The sequence below is a fragment of the Paenibacillus hemerocallicola genome (genome assembly GCF_006265175.1).
Taxonomy (GTDB): Bacteria; Bacillota; Bacilli; order Paenibacillales; family NBRC-103111; genus Paenibacillus_AB; species Paenibacillus_AB hemerocallicola.
Genome location: NZ_VDCQ01000062.1, coordinates 22854 through 44259 on the forward strand (window position 1 = coordinate 22854; position 21406 = coordinate 44259).

Annotated in this window: 20 protein-coding genes; 19 read left to right on the forward strand and 1 reads right to left on the reverse strand. The window is 55.1% G+C overall.

Features of this window, described 5'->3' with window-relative positions; all coding sequences use genetic code 11:
- Positions 1-412: 412 nt before the first annotated feature.
- The 11 genes from FE784_RS31380 to FE784_RS31420 all read left to right on the forward strand — a co-directional run bounded on the left by FE784_RS31380 (position 413) and on the right by FE784_RS31420 (position 14755).
- A complete protein-coding gene (locus FE784_RS31380; RefSeq protein ID WP_176706661.1) occupies positions 413-7030 on the forward strand; it encodes a PKD domain-containing protein in 6618 nt (2205 codons plus the stop codon).
- 134 nt (positions 7031-7164) lie between these two features.
- On the forward strand, positions 7165-7890 hold the full coding sequence (locus FE784_RS31385; RefSeq protein WP_139606218.1) for a CpaB family protein: 726 nt from the start codon (positions 7165-7167) through the stop codon (positions 7888-7890).
- Between the two features lie 6 nt (positions 7891-7896).
- Positions 7897-9153, forward strand: coding sequence for a CpaE/TadZ family protein (locus FE784_RS31390; protein ID WP_139606219.1), 1257 nt, complete (start codon positions 7897-7899; stop codon positions 9151-9153).
- Positions 9141-10556 carry an ATPase, T2SS/T4P/T4SS family gene (locus FE784_RS31395; protein ID WP_246132278.1) on the forward strand — a complete coding sequence of 472 codons (1416 nt, stop codon included), beginning with the start codon at positions 9141-9143 and terminating at the stop codon, positions 10554-10556. Before FE784_RS31390 ends, FE784_RS31395 begins: the two co-directional genes overlap by 13 nt.
- A complete protein-coding gene (locus FE784_RS31400) occupies positions 10550-11485 on the forward strand; it encodes a hypothetical protein (protein ID WP_139606220.1) in 936 nt (311 codons plus the stop codon). The genes FE784_RS31395 and FE784_RS31400 overlap by 7 nt, the downstream gene beginning before the upstream one ends.
- Positions 11486-11497: 12 nt before the next feature.
- Positions 11498-12403: a hypothetical protein gene (locus FE784_RS31405; protein WP_139606221.1), complete on the forward strand. Its 906-nt coding sequence runs from the start codon at positions 11498-11500 to the stop codon at positions 12401-12403.
- A gap of 51 nt (positions 12404-12454) precedes the next feature.
- On the forward strand, positions 12455-12610 hold the full coding sequence (locus FE784_RS41235) for a hypothetical protein (RefSeq protein WP_176706662.1): 156 nt from the start codon (positions 12455-12457) through the stop codon (positions 12608-12610).
- 21 nt (positions 12611-12631) lie between these two features.
- Positions 12632-12778 (forward strand): hypothetical protein, encoded by a 147-nt coding sequence (locus FE784_RS41240; RefSeq protein ID WP_176706663.1) that lies wholly within the window; start codon positions 12632-12634, stop codon positions 12776-12778.
- Positions 12779-12794: 16 nt separating this feature from the next.
- On the forward strand, positions 12795-13220 hold the full coding sequence (locus FE784_RS31410) for a hypothetical protein (RefSeq protein ID WP_139606222.1): 426 nt from the start codon (positions 12795-12797) through the stop codon (positions 13218-13220).
- 18 nt (positions 13221-13238) lie between these two features.
- On the forward strand, positions 13239-13721 hold the full coding sequence (locus FE784_RS31415; protein WP_139606223.1) for a hypothetical protein: 483 nt from the start codon (positions 13239-13241) through the stop codon (positions 13719-13721).
- A gap of 71 nt (positions 13722-13792) precedes the next feature.
- Positions 13793-14755, forward strand: coding sequence for an Rpn family recombination-promoting nuclease/putative transposase (locus FE784_RS31420; RefSeq protein WP_139606224.1), 963 nt, complete (start codon positions 13793-13795; stop codon positions 14753-14755).
- A 279-nt stretch (positions 14756-15034) separates the two neighbouring features.
- On the opposite strand, the gene FE784_RS31425 is transcribed toward FE784_RS31420, so the two are convergent.
- A complete protein-coding gene (locus FE784_RS31425) occupies positions 15035-15874 on the reverse strand; it encodes an SMP-30/gluconolactonase/LRE family protein (protein ID WP_139606225.1) in 840 nt (279 codons plus the stop codon).
- 114 nt (positions 15875-15988) lie between these two features.
- Between FE784_RS31425 and FE784_RS31430 the strand changes: the two genes are divergently transcribed.
- The 8 genes from FE784_RS31430 to FE784_RS31465 all read left to right on the forward strand — a co-directional run bounded on the left by FE784_RS31430 (position 15989) and on the right by FE784_RS31465 (position 21194).
- Complete coding sequence (locus FE784_RS31430) at positions 15989-17209, forward strand: M24 family metallopeptidase (RefSeq protein ID WP_139606226.1); 1221 nt, start codon at positions 15989-15991, stop codon at positions 17207-17209.
- Between the two features lie 178 nt (positions 17210-17387).
- Positions 17388-17924, forward strand: a complete 537-nt coding sequence (gene sigY / locus FE784_RS31435) for an RNA polymerase sigma factor SigY (RefSeq protein ID WP_139606227.1) — start codon at positions 17388-17390, stop codon at positions 17922-17924.
- Positions 17905-18342 carry a YxlC family protein gene (locus FE784_RS31440; RefSeq protein ID WP_139606228.1) on the forward strand — a complete coding sequence of 146 codons (438 nt, stop codon included), beginning with the start codon at positions 17905-17907 and terminating at the stop codon, positions 18340-18342. The genes sigY and FE784_RS31440 overlap by 20 nt, the downstream gene beginning before the upstream one ends.
- Complete coding sequence (locus FE784_RS31445) at positions 18335-18547, forward strand: hypothetical protein (RefSeq protein ID WP_246132279.1); 213 nt, start codon at positions 18335-18337, stop codon at positions 18545-18547. Before FE784_RS31440 ends, FE784_RS31445 begins: the two co-directional genes overlap by 8 nt.
- Positions 18548-18558: 11 nt before the next feature.
- Entirely contained in the window at positions 18559-18771 is a 213-nt protein-coding gene (locus FE784_RS31450) for a PLD nuclease N-terminal domain-containing protein (RefSeq protein WP_246132280.1), read from the forward strand.
- Positions 18768-19703 carry an ABC transporter ATP-binding protein gene (locus FE784_RS31455; protein WP_139606229.1) on the forward strand — a complete coding sequence of 312 codons (936 nt, stop codon included), beginning with the start codon at positions 18768-18770 and terminating at the stop codon, positions 19701-19703. Before FE784_RS31450 ends, FE784_RS31455 begins: the two co-directional genes overlap by 4 nt.
- Entirely contained in the window at positions 19700-20485 is a 786-nt protein-coding gene (locus tag FE784_RS31460) for an ABC transporter permease (RefSeq protein WP_139606230.1), read from the forward strand. The genes FE784_RS31455 and FE784_RS31460 overlap by 4 nt, the downstream gene beginning before the upstream one ends.
- A 328-nt stretch (positions 20486-20813) precedes the next feature.
- The gene (locus tag FE784_RS31465; RefSeq protein WP_139606231.1) at positions 20814-21194 is read left to right on the forward strand and encodes an ATPase; all 381 of its coding nucleotides are present in this window, start codon (positions 20814-20816) and stop codon (positions 21192-21194) included.
- The last annotated feature ends 212 nt before the right edge of the window (positions 21195-21406 follow it).

Sequence of the window (21406 nt, forward strand, 5' to 3'; positions counted from 1 at the left end):
CGATCAGCGGTTTAGTAAATATGAAAGATTGGCCACGAATACTGAGATTGGAAAGGCCGGTTATGTCATTAGGAAGGCGACTCTCCTCAATAATAATGTGAAAGTCAAGGATCTCGTCACAGCGGTAGGACTGATGCAGTATACTGTCGCCGAAACGCTGTCCGGTGTTCCCGTTCAAATCTTCTCGAAAGAAAACAAAACCACGGAAAGCTATTACGCTTGGTATCGCTATGCGAAAGCAAGCGGAGATGATTACTGGCACGCAGACTTTGATCGCATGGACGACAGTTATACGGAATATGGAGAACATCGAACCTGTCGTTCAACAGATTTGAATTCGTCTTTCATCGACGAATTCGGGATGCCGGCTTTTCCTGGATGCATCGATACGAAACTTTCGGCGACTGGTCCTGTGGAAAAAGAGTTTGTAACGGCCGATCGACTTGCGGTCCTTACCGATGTCGTGAATCGTTCTAATGCAACAGTGACAGCCGAGGTCATTGACGGAGAAGATGTACCCGGACCCGATAACGAAGACCTTGACGGATCTGTGGACTCGTCCACGATTACTATCAATGCCAATCCCGGAGGACTAACTCCGGATAACCGCATCGTAGTAAGGTTCACCCAAAGCTTTATGCAAGCATCACCATACGCCAAACCTCTTCCTGCTTATGGCGCCAGTTTAATGGTGTACTACAATGCCTTTACCGTAGACGTTGAAGCCGTCACCTACCAGTACCCCTACACCCTAGAAGTAGAATACGAACCCGCAGCCAAACCCGATCTACTCCCGGACGGCATCACCACAACCGGCAGCGTAAAACTCGACGAGCTCAAAACGTACACCATTAAATTCAAAAACTTGGGGACACCGATAACCAACACTCCATTCAGAGTCATCGTCAAGCATATTAGCAGCGGCGGTACGGTGTTCGATAAGCATTTCAGTTCAATAAATAAAGATCAGGTTTTAACAGACACATTTACATATACGGCAATAAGTCCGCAGAAGCTCCGATTCGGGCTCTACGTAGACTATGGGACAGGAAAGGGGGCTATTGATGAAGGGGATAGCGGAGGGGAACTGAATAATTACGCCGAATATGAGTTTCCGGTAAATATCGGCATAGACGGCGATTTTGATCTTGTTCCTTCGACTATCCGATATACCGACAATTTTCAAGCCGTACCGAAAAACTTCGAAATTCCGAGCAGTTGCACGTACCGCTATCATCAATATCGATTCATACAAAACGGAGTTACTTGGACGACGAACAACATCAACGGGCGTACGACGACAACATCATTCCTGTATCCATCCTATCCGGACAACCTGTCCATAGGTACCAGCATGGTCGCGCTACAAATCTACACAAGCTGCGGCGATACGGGTTGGATCAACGAGAAGCCGTTGGTCATCCAGCCATCGGACAAGCCGAATACGCCTCCGGAGTTCCGGGCCGGGTTTTTCTTGGAGAACAACCGGACGGGGACCGATCCGGTGTCTACGGTCATCTTGGGATCGCATGTAAACTTGCGGATTATTGACGACCCAAGCTCGACACCGCCGTCGCCGTACGATGAGGAAAAAGACTACCCGATCACATGGAATTGGGATTTCGCCGGCAGCACGACGAGCTGGATTCAAGGACTCTCGGCCCAATATGGCTTTGATCGACGGGAAGACCATTTTTACAACATCAAAGCAGACGAGCTCGGCAACTTCTCGATCCGGGTTACGGGAACGGACCGACGAGGCGAAGCGACGAGCCGGATGGTGTTTCTAAACGTCATTCCGCCGAATCCTATCGCGTGGTGCAGCGCACCGTCGCCGGTCAAGGCGAACCGTCCGGTCGATCAGTCGAAGTTTCTCTCGACGTACAGCTACAGCCCGTCCGGATCGACCATCAACCATAGCCGCGACGAATGGGTAAACAAACAAACCTCCTACAGCAATTTGACGGATTCGGACCTTACCGCCATGGTACAGTTGTGGGTGTATGACAGCGGAGGGCTGAAATCGCTCGCTCCGGCCAACTGCCCGATCGTCGTCAAGCCGGATCAACCGCCGGTCGGCAAGGTCGACGTACCGCCGCTCGGGCTTCGCGGGCACACATACGAGCTGTTCAACAAATCGTACAGCCCGGATTCGGACGTCCTGACATCGGCTTCGTACCGGTTCAAGTACGACGCCGCGAACAACGGCTTCGAGGACGACGGATGGCAATGGCTCGGGGGGACGATGGAGAAAGCTTCGTTCTCGCCGAACCGGGTAGGCAAATATTTGTTCGATGTGACGGTTTGCGAAGAGTACGGGAAATGCGCCGACGCCTCGGCCACGCAAACGGTCAGCTTGCTTGTGCTGGATACGATCAATTTGGCTCCGACCGTTTCGTTCGACATCTTCGGGAAAAACCAGCAGCCCGACGTGGACGTTCCGTCGACGTTCAGCGCGCAAATGATGATGTCGTGGCCGCTGTATGACGTGAACACGAACACCCAGTTGCCAAAACGTCTGCATTCCTGGAGCATTCAAAACGGTGCGTTGGCATCCGGCTTGGGAAAAGGCATGGAGCGCAAGTACGACGTTTCGTCGCAGTACTACCACGGCAACGGTCAGACTACGTATCGTCCGTACTTCAATTATTATTCGGACAACGGCTTCGGCGCGAACCGGATTACACCGTACAAGGGGATCGATACGGTCGATACGACGACGATGCAGCCGGTACTCGTACCGTCAACCGTTGGCGGGGTGACGTCGTTAACGCCGGCGAAGTACGGCAATATCGTCCAAACGAACCGGACGCATCTGATCTTTGATACCGTAAGCAGCGATGGAACATCGACCGGCCTCTACGGGTACAACTTGAGCAAAATGCCGAAGTATGCCGCAACGACCGTCAGCGTTCCGCCGTTTGAAACGTATTTGAAGCATACGTGGCCGAACGGAGATGACCCGTATGACTATATCCTTAACGCTAACGGCGACTATACGTCGATTTCGTATCAGGTTCCCGTGTACGCGGACTATACGACGCTGCAGGCCAATATCGCCAATATCAACAACGGCAACTACACCGGCGCGAAAGGATTCACGACATACACTTACTCATATTCGACGTTCATGGGCTTCGGGGTCGCGGGCGAGAATATTTACAAGTTCCTCGGCGGCGGCAACAAATACAAGGCTGCTTATGAATATTTTGACTACTACGACGAGGAAAGCGGATCCGGTTGCGATTGTATGGTTGCAGCGCCATACTGGGGCAGCGATCTTCCCGCTGAGCAGATGGCCCGAATCCTGGTGTACGACTCCTACACGGGAGCGCTGAAAGTAACCACGAACAATGCCGACGTCGCCGGAACCAATCGAGTTCCTTTTCTGGAGACGGGCAAGCAGAGCAAGTACTTTACCCTGTTCGACAAGGGCGAAAATCTGGTCATGCTGAGCGTCAGGGATACGTACAGCTACGGCGGGAATTACCAAATCGAGCAAATCGAGATCGATCCGCAAGGGAATACGGTGCGCAAAAATACGCTCACGTTCCCGGCCAGCATGGACGGAGCTGCGTCCTGCACGTTCGACCGCCCAACCGGATTGTACAGAGGGCTCGACGGGGAGTACTTCTCCTTCATCTTCAACAAGTGCAAGACGCCAAGTGCGACCAATTTCTATAACAAGGACTACTACGCTTTCAAGGTAGACGGCAATTTGAATTTGGCTTGGATGACGAAGCTGAACGGGACGGGATTTTACCGCGATCCGGATACCATATTCAGTACCAATTGGGAGGCCAAGCAAGTCGCGGCGTTTAACCCGGTGACGAACCAATTGATTACGCGAAGCTATACATTCTCCTATTGCTCGACCGGTTGTACGTCCCCGACGGTAAACAATTATCAGGAGCTGCTCGACGGGGCGACCGGCGCGCTGTCCTGGTGGCCGGGAACGCCGATCAGCAACATGGGTTCCGGATTCAATATATTATCCAACGGCGGCTATGGGCCGTTAAATAGCGCTCCGGATACGATCACCGGCGATGCCGGGACGTACCGGAATTGGGGTTCGGGAACCTACTTGGTGAATCGCAAAGATTTGGGTTTCTCCGACGAAGAAAAAACGTCGACCCTTGTCAGTGGGGAATACGTCGCGGACGGGGTATTCCTGGGGATCTTTCAGGTGTACAAGCAGACTGTCACTGGCGGAGGCGGTCAGGGCTTCGACTCCCCCGATCGCGCCCTTTACTTGGCTCGGGGCACGCCGAGGCAGGACGTCACCCGGAACGGTTTCCAGCTCGGGCAGTTCATGTCCGGCACGTCGTACGACAACACGGAGCTGACGTACACGATGACGATGCGGCATCCGAATATCGATACCGGCTTGGCCGGCTTCTCATTCCGCATGCAGGATCCGACGAACCGGTACGCGGTCGAAGCCGACGCCTCGACCTTGTACATTTCCCGGTACATCGGGGGCAGCCGGGCGGTGCTCGCCAGCATTCCGTATCCGTTTCAGCCGTCGGCCGATTACGTGTTCAAGGTAAGCATGTCCGGCAATCAAATCGCCGTCACGCTGAACGGGGTTCCGTATTTGTCCGCGACGGACGGCACGTTCGCCAGCGGCAAGCTCGGACCGTTTACGACGAAATCGTACGTCAGCTTTAAAGGCGTCGGCATGCAATCCGTTCCGACCCAAAACATCGAATGGATGACGCAATACGCGATTTGGGAGGACGGAGAGGCCCGGGCGGAAGCGCGCTATGAGAATATCGCCTTCACCGATCCGGAGAACGATCCGATGTCCGGGGCATTCCGATGGATGATGTACCATAGTCCGAAGTTTTTTAACAACCAAGGGGTATCCGGGATGCATGGACAATCGTTTACGGGACCGCAGCAATATTTCGATAAAGTCGGCCTATACACGATTCAACTGCAAGCCCGCGACGATCCGCATCCGGAGCATCCATATCCGAGCGGCATCTTCGACAGCTACAGGAAAGACTCGAACACGTTCGCCAAACGGCTCATTGTCCACCGCAGGCCGGTCGCCGTCATGTCGGCATGGGTGAACGGGGACGGCACGATCGGATACAGCGACGGCAGCTACGATCCCGACCGTTGGATCAACGCGTCGAACTATTCGCCTCCCGACTCGACCGGCATCGATTACGGCGCCACACGCGGCATCATGGAACGGAAATACTATTCCATTTCCCCAAGCGGCCAGTATTCGGAATCCAAAATGACGAGACCGACGGAAACCGGTACGTACACGCTGGGCCTGATGGTTCGGGACGAGTACGGGGCATGGAGCTATCCGGTAACGACGACCGTGAATGTCGGTGTTATTCCGCCGGGCAACAACCGGCCGACGGCGACGCTCACGTATCCGAACGGCTCGCAAGCGAGTCCAAATCTGATCCATACGTCTGTCCCGACCATAACGTGGGATCAGCTTGACACGGCGGGAACCATTTTTCAAGGTTATCATGTGAAGATAGCCGACGAGTCCGGTGCGATCGTGCTGGAAACAGGAGAAAGGACGCAATGGACCTTGTCCAATAGTGCTTCATGGCCTGTTCCAACAGCTTTACCGGTAGGGAAGAAATATCAGGTCCAGGTTCGGGTTAGCGACGGCGAACTATGGTCCGACTGGTCGAATATAGGATGGATGATCGTCAGCAGCCCCCCGACAGCAGCGCTAGTGTTTCCGGATGGCCAGTCGGCGGCCGCGCCGACTATCATCCAAGGAAACCGACGACCGACGATCGTCTGGAACCAGTACGATCCGGATTTGCCCTACGGCGAGGTTTTCCAACAATACCACGTCAGAGTCGTTACGAACATGGGCTATCTTGTCTATGAAAACTACGGCGGCCAGTGGACCCAATCGACGAGTCAGAGTATGACCGTGACGGCCGATCTCCAGACCGGCGTTCCTCTCGCAGTCGGAGTAAGAGTTTTCGACGGATATGAGTGGTCTCCGTACTCCAACATCGGCTGGATGCTGATCAACATGCCGCCGTCTGCAGACGTCACGTATCCGTCGGGAACTCAGGCGAGTCCGACGATCGAGGTTCCGACGCCGACCATTACGTGGAATCAGGGCGATCCGGATCCGGGTACGATATTCCTGAAGTACCAGGTGCATGTAGTCAATGAGGCCAATACGGCTGTCGTGTACGATTCCGGGGAGGTGTCGCAAAACACCTCGGGCACGACGCAAAGCCACCTTGTCGGCACTGACTTGCCGGCCGGGCAAAAGCTCCGGGTGCGGGTGAGAGTGCATGACGGATATGTGTGGTCCGGATGGTCGTCGGATAAGTGGCTGTTGGTCAACCGGCCGCCGGTAGCGGGTTTCGATTGGTCGCCCAAACCGATATGGGAAGGCGATCATGTCTACTTGAACGACTTGTCGACCGATCCCGACGGCAACGCTCTGACCTACTCGTGGGAGATCCGGACCCCTGACGGCATTATCCGCGCATATAGTACGCCGAATGTTGCCGAGCATTTCGCGCTGCCCGGACCGTATACCGTAACTTTGACCGTATCCGACGGTTTGGCTTCAAGCACTGTAACGAAAGTGCTGGATGCTGCGCCGCTAACGATCCGATCCCGGGTCGACCATACCCCCGGGTGGCTGGTTATTCATAACGATAAAGGCCATAACACGACGACCGTGCCGAAAGACTTTTATTCCGGCGAAACATTCGTTGTCGGAACGACAAGCTCGCCTGCCCCCGTAGCGGAAGCGACGGCATGGATCGATACGATCGGGATCGACGGTAATCGACTTGTGGCGAGCGTTGATTTGGTCCGTTCGGGTGCAGATGCGACCCGTTTCGAGGGAACACTTTTCGACGACAAGTTCATGTCCGCTACCGAAGGCATTCCCGCGGGAGCGCTGCCGATCCATTTCCGGATCCTCTATGCCAATGGAGTAGTCAGAACGGAGGATGTCCCGGTGACGATTATCGGCAATGCGAATGATGCATACGGGGTACATCGCCGGCAATAAATAGTTTACAAAGTTAAACATTAATGTTATAATATGTTTAGTTAATCATAAAGCGAAGCAACGTTTGCGAAGGACGCAGGCGACCGGGAAACCGGCCGTTTGCGTCCTTTTCGGCGTAACGGGGGGATGCGTCGGTGAACAAAAAACGAAACCTGCTGATCAGCTGCTCTGCCGCGTTGTTGGCCGCGCTTCTTGTCTATGGCGTGTACAAGCTGCAGCTGAAGCAGGTGGAGTTGCAAAAAACGGTGAGCGTCGTCGTTCCGAAAGATTTTATCCGGGCCGGAACCATGATCGAAGCCGACATGCTGACCTACAAGCCGGTCATGGCCGGTTCGTTCTTAGAAGGCATGTTTACGGATTTGGCGCAGCTGGCCGGTCTGGAATCTGTCGTTCCGCTCGGAACGGACGAGCCGATCCTGTCATGGAAGGTGGACAAGTTTCATTTGCTGCCTTCGCGCGGCCAGTCCACGTTTCAAATTCCGAAGGATTACATTTTATCCGTATCCAACGGGATTCGTGCCGGGGACAAGGTGAACGTGTACGTATCCGGCGTCGACAGCGATTCCGGACGCCTGTTCGGGTCCGAGATTACGGTCGCGTCGGTGAAATCGTCCGCCAATGTCGAAGTGGACAATCCGAAGTCTCCCAATCTGTATTCGCGGGTGAACGGAGATACGGAGAAAATGTATGCGTCCCGCCGGGAGGCGAACGGGTCGATCGATCAGATCAATTTGAACTTGACCGAAGAGCAGTGGCTTGCGATCGACCGAGCGTGCCGGGACAAGAAGGCAAAGCTCGTTATCGCGCTATCCGCCTCGTCTCTTACGGAAGAGACGGCAGGCGGAATCGGAAGGAGGTAATCGTACGTGCAAATCGCATTTGTAACGCAGGACGAGGTACTCGTCCAGGATTGGGTGTCGGGAAAAGTCCGGGAAGAGGATCGGCTGCATTGGTTCCAGCAACCGGACGCCTTGAGCGGTTCGCTCGAAGCGCTCGTATTCGATCACATCGTATTGTCCGACCGTTATTTCGGACTTGCCGGATTTTGCGACTATGTCGAGCAAGTGAAGGAGGTTTGCCCCGGCGCGGTCTTTACCGTCTTGTTGTCCGATCGTCACGACGCGAACGAAAACGGAAAGTGGATCAAATATTGCATCGTAAACGGAATCCACTATGTGCTCCCGCACCGGACCAGGGAAAGTATTAATGGCGTGCTGCTTCAGCGGTTTTATGGAAATCGCGGAGACATTGCCGAGAATGGCAGCAAAAGCATCGTCTTTGTCGGATCGACGCCGAATATCGGTACGACATTCGTTTCGTTCGGTACGGCGGTCGGATTGGCTTGCCGTACGGCGCGGTCGGTCGCTTACTTGTGTCTCAATTTGAAAAGCTCGAAGCTGCACCGGTATATCGGCATCGAGAAGCCGGAGGCGAGCCTCGATCAGCTCCGCGCCGAAATCCGTTCCCGGAGCTTGCGCCCCGAACGGCTACGATCCTATTGCGAAACGGTGAAAGGAGTGCCGAATCTTCGCGTATTATTCGGCAACCAGCTGCGCGAGCAGGCCGAGTTTTTCACCGCGGAGGACATCGAGCATCTGCTGCAGACGGCGAAGCGGACTTTCGACGTTTGCATCGTCGAGGTAAACGCATACTGGGACAATGCGGCTACCGTGTGCGCCCTGCTTCAGGCCGAATCGCGCATTTTGGTGACGACCCCGGACCTGACCCATTTCCAGGAGGATACGGATCGTTGGCTGCGCGGGCTTAGTCCGATTATCGGGCTGAATGCCGACTCGTTCGATCTCGTCTTGACCCAGGCCGACAAGAACGGTAATTCGGCCGGCATCCGGCAGAGGGACATCCGCAAAGAAACCGGCCTTTCCTTTATCGGGAAAGTCGGGAAATACGCGGATTTGACGGAAGCGGTCAATCAGGGCAAGCTGCTTGACGTGCTTCTAGGCCAGCATCCGATGTGCCGCGATCTCGTCGGAATCGTATCCTTGTTGACGGCGTTATGCGGATTCGAAACGGCGGTGCAGCTGCGCTCCCATCCGGTTAATCGTTTGTTCGCCCGGTTGTTCGCAAAGCCCGGCAAAGCGGGGCGGACTCTATGGGGGAGTTGACGGAACGCAAGTTCTCGGTGCTCGCTTATTCCATGCTTCGACGAGAGGAGGCGAAGCAGCCGACCTCCGGAGCGATAGAGACATGGACGCAGCCGGAGGACGAGCATCCCGATTTTCAGAGGTGCGTCGAGGACATTCGCGGCGTTCTCGTCGCCTCGAGAGGAAGGACGGAGGAAGAGCGGCAGCAATACAGCGAGTCGTTAAACCGAGCGGTGCTCGGATTCGAAGAGGAGCGGGTCCGTTTTATCGCGATCATTAACGACCAGTTGGCCAAACGCCGAATGAACCATATCGTGCCTCCGAACCGGCGGTATGCGACTTTGGCCGAAGCCGTATTTGCCGAGGTGATCGGCATGAACGTACTGGAGCTGCTGCTGAAGGATAGGGAGGGGCTCGAAGAGATCCAGGTAGTCGGCAGAGATATATTCGAGGTTAGAGGCGGCCAAGCGATCCCTTCCCTGCACAAGTTCCAACATGTGAAGGAGGTTGAACGGATTCAGCAAAACCTCGTGTTGTTCAACAACGAGGTCATCAATCCGCGCAAGCGGTGGGCGGAGGTGTCGCTCAAGGACGGATCGCGGGTGACGCTGACCGGCTTCGGCTTTACGGCCGAGCCGACGATGACGATCCGATTTTATACGATGAAATATTTCAATTTGCACACGTTGTGCCATTCCGACTACGAAACGATGGACGATAAAATCCGGACGGTGCTGCTGTGCTTGCTGCGCTGCTGCTTCAATATGGTGGTCATCGGTCCGACGAACTCCGGCAAGACGAACTTGATCAAGGCGATGATCGCCGAACTGCCGGACCACGAACGGATCGTGACGATCGAGACGCGGCACGAGCTTATGCTGAAACGGGATTTCCCGAATAAAAATATTATCGAATACGAGGTTAGCGAAGACGACTCCGTTCACTCCGGCAATCAGGCGTTCAAGCTTGCGCTGCGCCAGTCCCCAAAACGGATCTGTCACGCCGAAATTCGCGACGATGACGCCAACGTTTACGTTCGGGCATGCACGAGAGGACATGAAGGAAGCGTTACATCGGTCCATGTCAACGAGTTGGAGGACGCGCCGGATGCGATCGCCGATATGTGCATGCTCGACGGGAGAGGGATGAGCCCTGCGCGTCTGACCAAGCGGATTACCGAGTATGTAACCCAAATCGGGATCGAGATGGGGCTGATCGACGGCAAGCGCAAGCTTCTGAGGATAGGAGAATACGTTTACGAGAATGGGGAAGTGAAGGTAAGGGACATCGTTCGCTTCGATTTCGCTAGCCGGGCGTGGACGTACCCGCAGCCTTTCTCGAGTCGGGCGGTTAAGCGAATGATGAAGTACGGACCGGAAGACTGCGGTGTGATGGAGAAGATGGGGTTGACCGAGCGATGCTGATTTTGGCTAAGGGCGCTTTTTTACTGCTGCTGTTTATGCTGGCCTATTTGTTCCTATACCGGCTGCTGCAGATGCTTATCCGCCGCTCGGCGGCACGTTACCGGTTGAACTATGTGCAGCGGGGGACGTTCGCCAACCGCGTCGCGCAGCTGGCGTCCAAATACAATCGGCTGTACGGACATTTGAACGATTTGCTTGAATCGATACAGGCCCGGTACCATATCGGCACGTTCCTGTTCGTTTCCATGCTGCTGCTGTTGACGGGGATCATTGGCGGGTTCGTTTGCTTCCATAATATCAAAGGCGTCTTGTCGACGGGAGGGATGCTTGGCCTATTGCCGTATATTTTGCTGCGGATGCGGCTGCTCGGACTGCAGATGAAGGCGAGACTCGATTTTTTGCCGGCGGTCGAGCTGTTCTACCAATACTATATCGCATCCGGTCAAAGCAACATTCGTACCGCGCTTAAAGTGACGCTTGAGGAAAACCGGATGCAGTCCGCGATGAAGCCGGTTTTCGAGCAGTTGTACCGCAATTTGACGGCGAGCCGAGATACGGAGCATAGCCTGCGCGTGTTTTCGATCAGCCTGGGCCATATATGGGCCGATTATTTTGCGAACATTTTGCGCGTAGGCTTGACCGAAGGGAACGATTTGTGCGGCAGCTTGAAGGAACTGATTGCCGACATGCGGCGGGCGCAGCGATCCGACCAGGCGGAACGGAACCGGCTGCTGGAAATACGCCTTGCCAACTTCTCGTCCATTTTGTTTCTACTGCTGTTTCTTTTTATCAATTTCAAAATCAACGCCGAAAACGCCTATTTGTATTATGTCGTCGATCCGGCAGGGCGGAATATGCTGCTGGACGGGCTGCTGCTTATTTTTGCGTCGTTTCTGATGGGCATTTATTTATCGATCCGGAGAATGTGAGGGGAAACAGGGATGGTCATCGAGTCCCAGCAGTTGTATTGGCTTCAGGCGGTTGCCAACTCCGCTTTGTTCGCAGCCTTGTTTACGTCATTATTTTTCTTATTTCATTCTTGGCCGCGGAGGCGAAGACGCTGGCCGCTGCTCGCCCTCAGGCGTTTCATTGGTCGCAGGACGATTCCTCCGTTCGTACTGAAGCTGTTCGGTATAACCGGATCGACCGCCGGTGCGGAAGGAAAAGAGCGGCTGCTGCTGCAAAGCGGCTTTCGGATCGATCCGCTGCTGTACGAGCTGATACGAAGAATTGCCATGCTGGCCGGAGTGCTGCTGTCGGCGTTCGGCTACTTGGGAATGAAGCATTCCTGGAGGCTGCCTTGGATCGAACCGGTCTACATCGCGGCCGCCGGAATGATCGCCATCGTGATGCTCGGCTTCGACCGAACGCTGCTGGAATCGCTCGGGAAATACCGCTCCCATAAAATGATGAAAGAAATTTATACGCTGAGCAACCAGCTTCTGTACTACAGCGGCTCGAAAATGGGCCTTCATGCCAAGCTGAGCCGGTGCATCCCGTTTTGCACGGCGATTCGCTCCGACCTCCAACTGCTGCTGAACGAATGGTACGAGGACGCGGAGCAGGCGATCAAGCGGTTCAAGCGCCGTCTCGGCACCGATGAAGCGTACAGCTTCGCCGAAACGATCAATTCGCTGAGGATGAACGAAAATGACAGCTACTACTCGCTGCTGCGCGAGCGGATTCAGGATTACAAGGAAAAGCTGGATATGGCGAAGGACAGCCGCAAGGAAACGACCTCGTACGTCTTGTTCGTCATAGCGGGCATCCCGATATTGAATACGTTCCGCATTTTCGTTTATCCGTGGGTGCAGGAGGGGCAGAAGCTGTTTGAAGCGCTGAATTGAGCGGAGCGTCCGTCGCTCCCGATCGACCATACAAAAAAAGGAGATGGACTTGTGAGAAATATTTTGATGACTGTCATGATGATGATCGTAATGGCGCTGCTGTTTACCTCGATTATTAATAGCGGCAATACCGGAATGCGGAACAACATTAAGACTAAGGGAGATACCGCCAACCTGGACATTACGAGCTTGAGCCCGGGCTCGTGACCATCCGGGGGAGGCTCCGTCATGCGGCACATCTTGGTTACCGTCATGCTGGTCACTGTCGTAATCGCCATTTATACCTCGACGATAGGCGGCGGCACGGGGATGGAACAAAGCGTAAGATCGACAGGCGGCAGGATGAACGGAACGATCCAATCGATCAATCCATGATCGTGGCAAACGAACTATGAAGCAAATACTGGTGTTTGTTTTATTTGCCGGGATGCTGTGCTGGGCGATGTTCGCGCCTACCTACAAGCACGTCATCCTGTTCAGGCAGGCCATGCTGCAAAAGGAAGTCGATTATATGCTGGAGGTCGGAGCGAACGCTTCCCACGGCTATGTGGATCAAGCGGCAATGGAAGCTTCCAGACAGCGGCTTCGGCAGCACGGATTTCAGACGGGGAAGCTGTGGTATTCCGTATCGGCGACAAACGGCGCGAACGCGTCCGATCCGTCGTCACCCGTGCTGCGGGGCGCTGGAATCGAGCTCGATATCTCTTATCCCTATGACGGGATGTTCGATATCGACCGGCTGCTCGGCATCGCTACGCCTGCGGCGAGCGCCCGGATGGCTGCCTCCGGCATGAAAATGAGCGAATATGTGCCATAGCGGGAAGGAGCGTCGCGCATGTATAAGCTGATCGCCTTTATGCTGCTGATCGGCTTCATCATGCTGCTGCAGGCGCTGCAAGCCGATGAAGAGGTAGCGCTGCAGGCGTTGTTTCAAGGGAAGCACGCGGTCAATCGGGCGGCACATGCGGCTGCGCAGCAAGTCGACCGGAACAAGCTGAAGGATGGAATCGTGTCGATCGATCCCGCCTCCGCAGAAGCGGCCGCTCTCCTTTATTTGCAACGGAATTTGCGGCTGGATGGGGCCAACGAACCGCTGCCCGACACGTTCTGGCGCACCCGGGCGGAGGTGCTCGAGCTGGAGATCGTTAATGAGAACCGGCCGTTTCCATATACGTACACGAACACGGACTATAACTATACGGTGACGCTCGCCAAGCCGGGCGTCGTAATGATCGTCCGGCTCGTCTATCCTCGCACCTATACGGTGCTGGGCCCGATAACTTGGGAGATCAAAGGGACGGCCGAGCTTGTATTTTGAAGTCGATCATCCGTTAGCCGGTTTCTGCGCACCGGCTTCTGCGGTATAATAATAGAAAGCGACGGGATAGGATGAACGATTTCCCACAGCCGCACGATAGCTCATACCGATTTTTGCTATCCAGCAAAAAGCTGTTTGTCGAGCTGCTGCGATCTTTCGTCAAGAAAGAATGGGTTCTACATGTGGAGGAAGCGCAAGTCGAGGAAATCAACCATTCGTTCGTGCTGGCCGATTTTAGAAGGAAAGAAGCGGATCTTGTATACAAAGTACGCCTGAACGGGCGGGACCTTATTTTTTACGTGCTGCTTGAACTGCAATCTAAGGTCGATTATGAAATGCCGTACCGCCTTCTCCTATATCAGACGGAAATATGGCGCTTTGTTCTAAGGAACAGGGAGGTCGCGGACACGACGGCCCCCTACTCGTTGCCTGCCATCGTACCGATCGTTCTCTACAACGGTAGCAGACCATGGTCGGCGAAGCGGCGTTTTCGGGAACTGCTGGCAAACGAGGAGTCGTTCGGACCGGAGCTGCTCGATTTCGAATACGTTTTGCTCGATGTGGAGCGCTACGCCGAGGAAGAGCTGCTGGACTTGTCGAATACGATAGGCTCCGTGTTTTTATTGGATCAAACGGCGGATCGGGAGCTGTTGCTGACACGGTTGCGCAAGCTGATGGAAACGATCCGGGGAATGCCGGAAGATATGAAGGAGCATTTTATTCATTGGTTGGCCAATATGATCGCGCTGCAGCTCCCTCCCGACAGCAAGGAAGTGGAGCGATTGATCGAAGAAATGAAGGAGAAGGGGGTAACGGTCATGGGATTGGGCAAAAATTTGGAAGCGATCAAGCTGAAGGGCATCGAAGAAGGAATGGAAGAAGGCATGGAAAGAGGCATTGAGCAAGGAACGATGCTGGGAAAAGAATCGGTGGCGATAAATTTGATCGGCATGGGGCTGAGCGACTCCGCGATTGCCCTTGCAACCGGCTTTTCCGAACAAAAGATCGAACAGTTGCGCAATCAGATTCATTGATTATTTCCAAAAGAGAACAGCCGTCGCTCTCCTACGGCTGTTTAAGGCTGTTGAGAAAGTCAAAAAGAGAATAGAACCTTCTAAAAGGGGGTGGGGAAATGTACGTAAAGCGAAGCGTCTGACTTTAAAATCGAGTTGTAACCACTACTTTTCATGAAGACAACCCGATTTTAATGGAAGTGGAGTGCATTCCCCATCCCTTTGCCCTCGATGCATCCTCTTTTTGATCACTTTCTCAAAGACCCGGAACAGCCGTCGCCTTTCCGACGGGTGTTTCCATTATCTTCGGCTCATCGCCCATTCCCGTCCGGGCGTCTCGACCCGGAAGCATTCTATGCTGCCGGTGTCCGCGAGCGTGACGTAACACGTTTTGCCGTCCGGTCCGCCGAAGGTCAAATTCGTGCAATTGGTGCCATTGAGCCGAATTTCCGTCAATAGCTCGCCAAGCGGGGATACTTTGGCGATCGTGCCTTTGCCGAAGCGGGTAATATACAGGTTGCCGTCGACGTCGCAGCGCATGCCGTCCATGCCGTAGTCCGGAAACTCGATCAGCAGCCGTTTGCCGGAGATGTCTCCGTTCTCGGACAAGTCGTACGCCCATACGCGGCGCTGAACGGTCTCGTTTACATACAGCGTGCGGTTGTCCGGGCTGACCTCGATGCCGTTCGTCGTTCCCATATCGCTTTCCAGCAGCGTTACGGCTCCGTCCGGGCGAAAGCGCCACATGTTGCCGGTGGATTGCTTCCAGTTCGGATCGCTGGCGAAAACCGTATCGTCATCGGCAATGGCGATATCGTTCGGCTGGTTCATCTTCGGCTCATGGGCGAGGACAGTGAGCTCCTTCGTTTCCATATCCACTTTTATTAGATTGTGGTTCGTGTAGTCGGCGATGAGCATGTCGCCCGCGCGGTTGAACCGGATGCCGTTGCCGACGCTGCCGTTCGGCAGCTCGATAAATACGCTGCATTCGGCCTCGGGCGTGACCCGGCCGATCGTATGCCGCCTTTCGTAATTGACGGCGTAAACATTTCCATCGCGATCGCAAGCGGGTCCCTCGATGCCGGACGTAAATCCGCCCGGAGCGGTAAACGCGCCGCTTCGGTAAAGTGCGCTTTCCATGACGTCCCTCCTGATTAATCGATTTCTTTCTATACACGTATTCGCCCGTCCTGGCGATCTTCCTCCTTTCCGGACGAAAGATTGTATAATGGAACAAAGAGGAGGAATGGAGCAATGGATGAACGCTCGGCACGCCGCTTGCGGCTGCAAAGCAAAATGAAGGAGGCGGGCATCGACGTTTGCGTCATTACGCAAAATGTCGATCTTTATTATTTCATCGGTTCGATGCAAACCGGATACTTGTTCATTCCGGCCGAGGGAGAGCCGGTGTACTTCGTCAGAAGGAGCTTTGTCCGTGCAAGAGAAGAGGCGGATGTGGCCGTAGAAGAGCTCGGTTCCATGCGAGGCTTCGGTTCGAGACTGGCGGAGGCGTTTCCGCGGCAGTTCCGCAAACGGGATGGGGAGAAAACGGTCGTCGCCGCGGAGTACGACGTCCTTCCCGTCCAACTGTTCCAAAGGCTGGAGGGGGCTCTTCCGGGCGCAAGGTGGGTGGACGGGTCGATGCTCATCAGGGAAATCCGGATGATTAAATCGGCTGCCGAAATTATCGCCATTCGCGAGTCGGCCCGGGTCATCGATATGGCGTATGAGGCAGCCCTATCGGCGTTGAAGGAGGGAATGCCGGAGGTCGGACTGATGGCGGTCGTGGAGTCCGTCATCCGCCACAACGGACATATGGGTTTGATGCGTGTGCGGGGTTATAATCAGGAAATAATTACGGGGATGATCGGTGCCGGTGCGGCAGCTGCGACGCCGACCTATTTCGACGGTCCCGCTGGCGGAGAAGGGCTGGGTCCGGCGAGCCCGCAAAGCTCGGGATGGCGGCCGATCGGGACCGGCGAGCCCATTTTGATCGATATCGGCTGCTGCATCGGAGGCTACGTGATCGACCAGACGCGTACTGCGGTTATAGGCGAGCTGCCCGACGATTTGCGGCAGGCGTACGAGCTGTCGGAGACGGTTCTGCGGGAAACGGAGGCGCGGCTTATGCCGGGGACGATATGCGAGGAGCTGTATACGGCGGCTTTGGAGCAAGTCCGGGCAGCGGGCTTAAGCGATCACTTTATGGGCTTCGGCGCGGATCAGGTCAAATTTCTGGGTCACGGCATCGGACTCGAAATCGACGAGCTGCCGGTGCTGGCCAGAGGATTCCGCTACGCGCTGGAACCCGGGATGGTGATCGCGATCGAGCCGAAATTCACGTTTCCCGGGCGCGGTGTCGTCGGCATCGAGAATACATACGCGATTACGGAAACGGGCTTCGAGAAGCTGACCGTTTCGCGGGAAGGAATAGCGGTCGTGCCCCGATATGGGAGCCGTGTTGTTCAACAATAGGAGCTATGTCTAACAGGAACCTGTCGGATCGTCGGCAGGTCCTTTTTTGTCGTCTCGTGCTTGCTTGAAAAAAACTTTTTTGTCCAAATGAACGATTCCCGCATCCCGAACGTACTATTGACGAACAATGAGAAGACGAACCGATGCAACAAATGCCAACAAGGAGACCGGCCTTCGAATGGATGACCGAGAATGGATCGAACGCGCGCAGAAGGGGGATTCGGACGCTCTGGCGCGGCTGCTCAGGCAGCATTACGCTTTTCTGCTGAAATATATGACCAAAATCACGTTTCAGCCCGCTTTGGCGGAAGATTTGACCCAGGAAACGATGATGCGGTGCATCGAGAAAATACGGCTGTACAACTTTACTTCCAAGTTCTCGTCGTGGCTCATTACGATCGGCACGAATCTATATTTCGACCATGCGCGAAAAAAGAAGCGGGAGAAGGAGTGGCGGGACGGGGAGCTGAGCTTGAGACAAATCAAGTGGCATGCCGAGCAGAAGGGCGAAGAGTGGTCGGACGTGCTGGACGCGTTGGGGCGGATGCCTGACGGTGTCCGTATCCCGATCGTCCTGAAACATTATTATGGCTACGCGTACGAGGAAATAGCCGGCATGCTGGACATCGCCGTCGGCACGGTCAAGTCCCGCATCCATAACGGGATCAAAAGCTTGCGAATGGAGTTGGAACCGCTTGAAGAAACAAAAACGTAGACGCGAACAAAACAGTGCCGTGAAACCGATGTCGGTGCGGAGTCATCCGGAAAACGGCGAGAATGGCGATGAAGCCTTCCCCGCAGTTCCAGGCGAGACCGGGCATTCGGAGAAGGATCCCCTGGACATCCTGCTCAGGAGCGAATTGGATAAAGTGGACCGACTATCGGAACCGGAAGTACCGGGCGGCGACTTCTTCGAACGAATGGTCGTACTGGGCAAGCGGGAGTCGAGGCGGAAGCTGGTACGCGACCTGACGCTGTTCTGGCTATCGGCTCTTGGCATATTGACCGTTTACGCCGCCGTTACGCTAGGCCGTCCGGGATTGTTCCTCGCCATCCAGCTTACCGCCGTCGCTGCGGTTCCGTTCGTCATCACGGCTGCGCTCCGGAGGAAGCGGGTGACCGGACGTGACTGATTCGACGCAAACGCTGCCGGCTTGGGCGTTCGCCGCGATCGCGCTCGTGCTGCTGACGCAAAGCACGTTTTTGTTTTTGGACGCGCGCAAGAGAGGGAGTTTTCCGTGGCTCTGGGGACTTTGGGGATTGATCCAGTTCCCGATTCCGCTCCTCGTGTATTGGATCGTCGTTCGTACTTCTTTGTTCCGGAAAAAGCAAGGTTAGGGGGAACGTGCATGCCGATGCAACAATTGGTTTCAACCGTCGATTGGAGACTGATCCTGCCCGTAATTGTCGCCCAGCTCTTATTGCTCGCAGTCGCATTGATCGACTGCATTCGCGCCGAACGGACGCGAGGGGCGAAATGGATCTGGATTCTGGTTATCGTGCTGCTCCAGTTGATCGGACCCGTTCTTTATTTCGTCTTCGGAAAGGAGAAAAGCTCATGACGCTCGTAAACGTGCAGCGATTGGTTAAAAGGTTCAATTCGGCAGCCGCCGTGGACCGCTTGACGTTCGCCATCGAGGAAGGCCGCTGCGTAGCTCTGCTCGGCCCGAATGGGGCCGGGAAGACGACGACGCTGAAGATGCTGGCCGGCTTGCTTGCGCCGACCGAAGGGGAGGTTCGCTTCGCATCGAATGCGGACAAGACGGCGCCGGGCACTTTGCGTCCTTCCGCCGATATAAGGCGCTTTATAGGATTTTTGCCGCAATATCCGGCCTTCTACAATTGGATGAGCGGCCGCGAATATTTGATTTTTTCCGGACGGCTTGCCAGGATGCCCAAGAAGGAAGCGAAGCTCCGCACCGAAGAAATGCTAAGGACGGTCGGCCTCGAGGAGGCGGGCAACAGGCGTATCGGCGGATACTCCGGCGGCATGAAGCAGCGGCTGGGCATTGCCCAAGCGCTAATCCACCGCCCGAAGCTGCTTTTGCTGGACGAGCCCGTGTCGGCGCTCGATCCGATCGGACGGCGCGAAGTGCTCGAGATGATCCGGCTCATCCGCAAAGAGACGACAGTGCTGTTCTCGACGCATGTGCTGCATGACGCCGAGGAAATGTGCGATGACATTTTGATTATGAATAAAGGACGTATCGCCGTAGCGGGAACGATTGCGGATGTGAGGCGACAATACAGCGAGCCCGTCATCAGGGTGCAGGCGGAATCGCCGCTGGACGAGTCCGTGGAGCGGTGGAGAGACTTCGCTTTCGTGAAAGAGATCGAGTCCGGCCGTTACGAGGCCCGGCTGGCCGTGACCGATTTGGAGGAAGCGCGTACCCGGCTGTGGAGCGATCTGGGAGAGCGCGGGATTCCGGTCGTCCGATTCGAGGCGGGACGTACGACGCTGGAGGAATTGTTCATGAAGGCGGTGAAAGCATGATGACGGTTTGGCTCGTTCTGTATGCCAAAGAAATGATGGAGCTGTGGCGAAGCCGGAAATGGATTTGGGTGCCGCTCGTATTCGTGCTGCTCGGCGTATCCCAACCGATTATGACCTATTATTTGCCGGATATTTTGCAGGCCGCCGGCAGTCTTCCGGAAGGAACCGTGATCGAAATTCCGAAGCCGACCGGTGCCGCAGTGCTAGCCCAGACGCTGTCCCAATACGGTATGCTTGGCGTACTCATTCTCATCCTTTCCGTGATGGGGGTCGTATCCGCCGAACGCGCCAGCGGAGCCGCCGGGCTGGTGCTCGTCAAGCCGGTTTCCTTCGCATCTTATATTACGGCCAAATGGGCGGCCTCGATCACGATCGGCGTCGTTTCGTTCGCCGCGGGCTATGCTTCCTCGTGGTACTACACGGAGCTGTTGATCGGTTCCGTGGAACCGGTCCGATTTTTGCATAGCATGCTGCTGTACGGGCTTTGGCTTGCATTCGTCGTAACCGTAGCCGTCATGTTCAGCTCCGTTATGAGCGGCAGCGGTGCGATCGCTTTCCTTTCGGTCGGTATCGTTGCGCTGCTCTCCGTTTTGGCCGGAGCTTTACGCCGTTACATGGAGTGGAGTCCCGGTACGATTTCCGGCCATGCAGCTGCCGTTCTGAACGATGGAACTGCCGGTTCCGGTCTGCCGCTGGCGATGGCCGTCACGATCGCCGCCGTCGCGGCGATGCTGTGGCTTGCCGTTCGTCTGCTCGGCCGCAAAGAACTTCTGCCGTCTTGAGCAAGCGTGCCCTTCCTTCCGTTCAGCGGACTGAAATTGACCTGACCGGGGTCTACATCGCCCGGCATCCGATTATACTAATATCGGATATCCATCAGGCGATTTGCTAGACTTGTCCGCCAAACTTTGCGGAACCGTCCGACCGTCTGTCCAAAATCCGGTTATTCCGCCCGTTTCGTCCGTCGGGCGCGGAATGCGCTACTTCACATTGCCGCTCGAATTTGATACGATATATACCAACATACGAAACTTTGAAAAGTCGAATGGCTGCGATCGTTTTCGTAGAAAAGTTTTGCCTTGACCGGCAAAACGGGGGGAGGAACCGACTATGCTGCGTCTCGGTCAAAAGGTCATTATTTTATCCGACAGTTTCGAGCAAAATCTCCCGATCGGAGATTATGGATATATTATCGCTTACGACCGCAATGCGGACAACGCGTTCGACTATGTCGTACGTATCCCGAAGGTCAACAAAAACGTATTTGTCCCGGCGATGGACATCGAGCTGGAGGAGACGCTGTTCCAGCAGGAGGCGGATCGGATCGAGCGGGAAGCGTTGATCGACTATGCGCTCGCGACGAAGAACGAGGAACTGTTCCGACGTGTCATGAACGGGGAAAGCGACAGCGGGGAAACGCAGGACAGCAACAAAGAAGTGCAGTCCCAGCAAGATTTTATCCGGCAAATCAACTTGAAAGCGTGGATTTGACCTAAAGCTTTACCCGAACTTATTTCATTCTTTTACCGGCGCCTCATGACAAGGCGTCTTTTTGTTTTCCTGCCGGCTGAAGGCCGAGCTTCCGTTCTTTTCGGCTTGTCGACGTCAAGCTTGTCCGCTGCCGCGCCCTTCGTCAAATATTGACACGTTCTCTTTCCATAAGCTATGATTAGCATTAAACGGTTTTCGGGAGGAACATATTG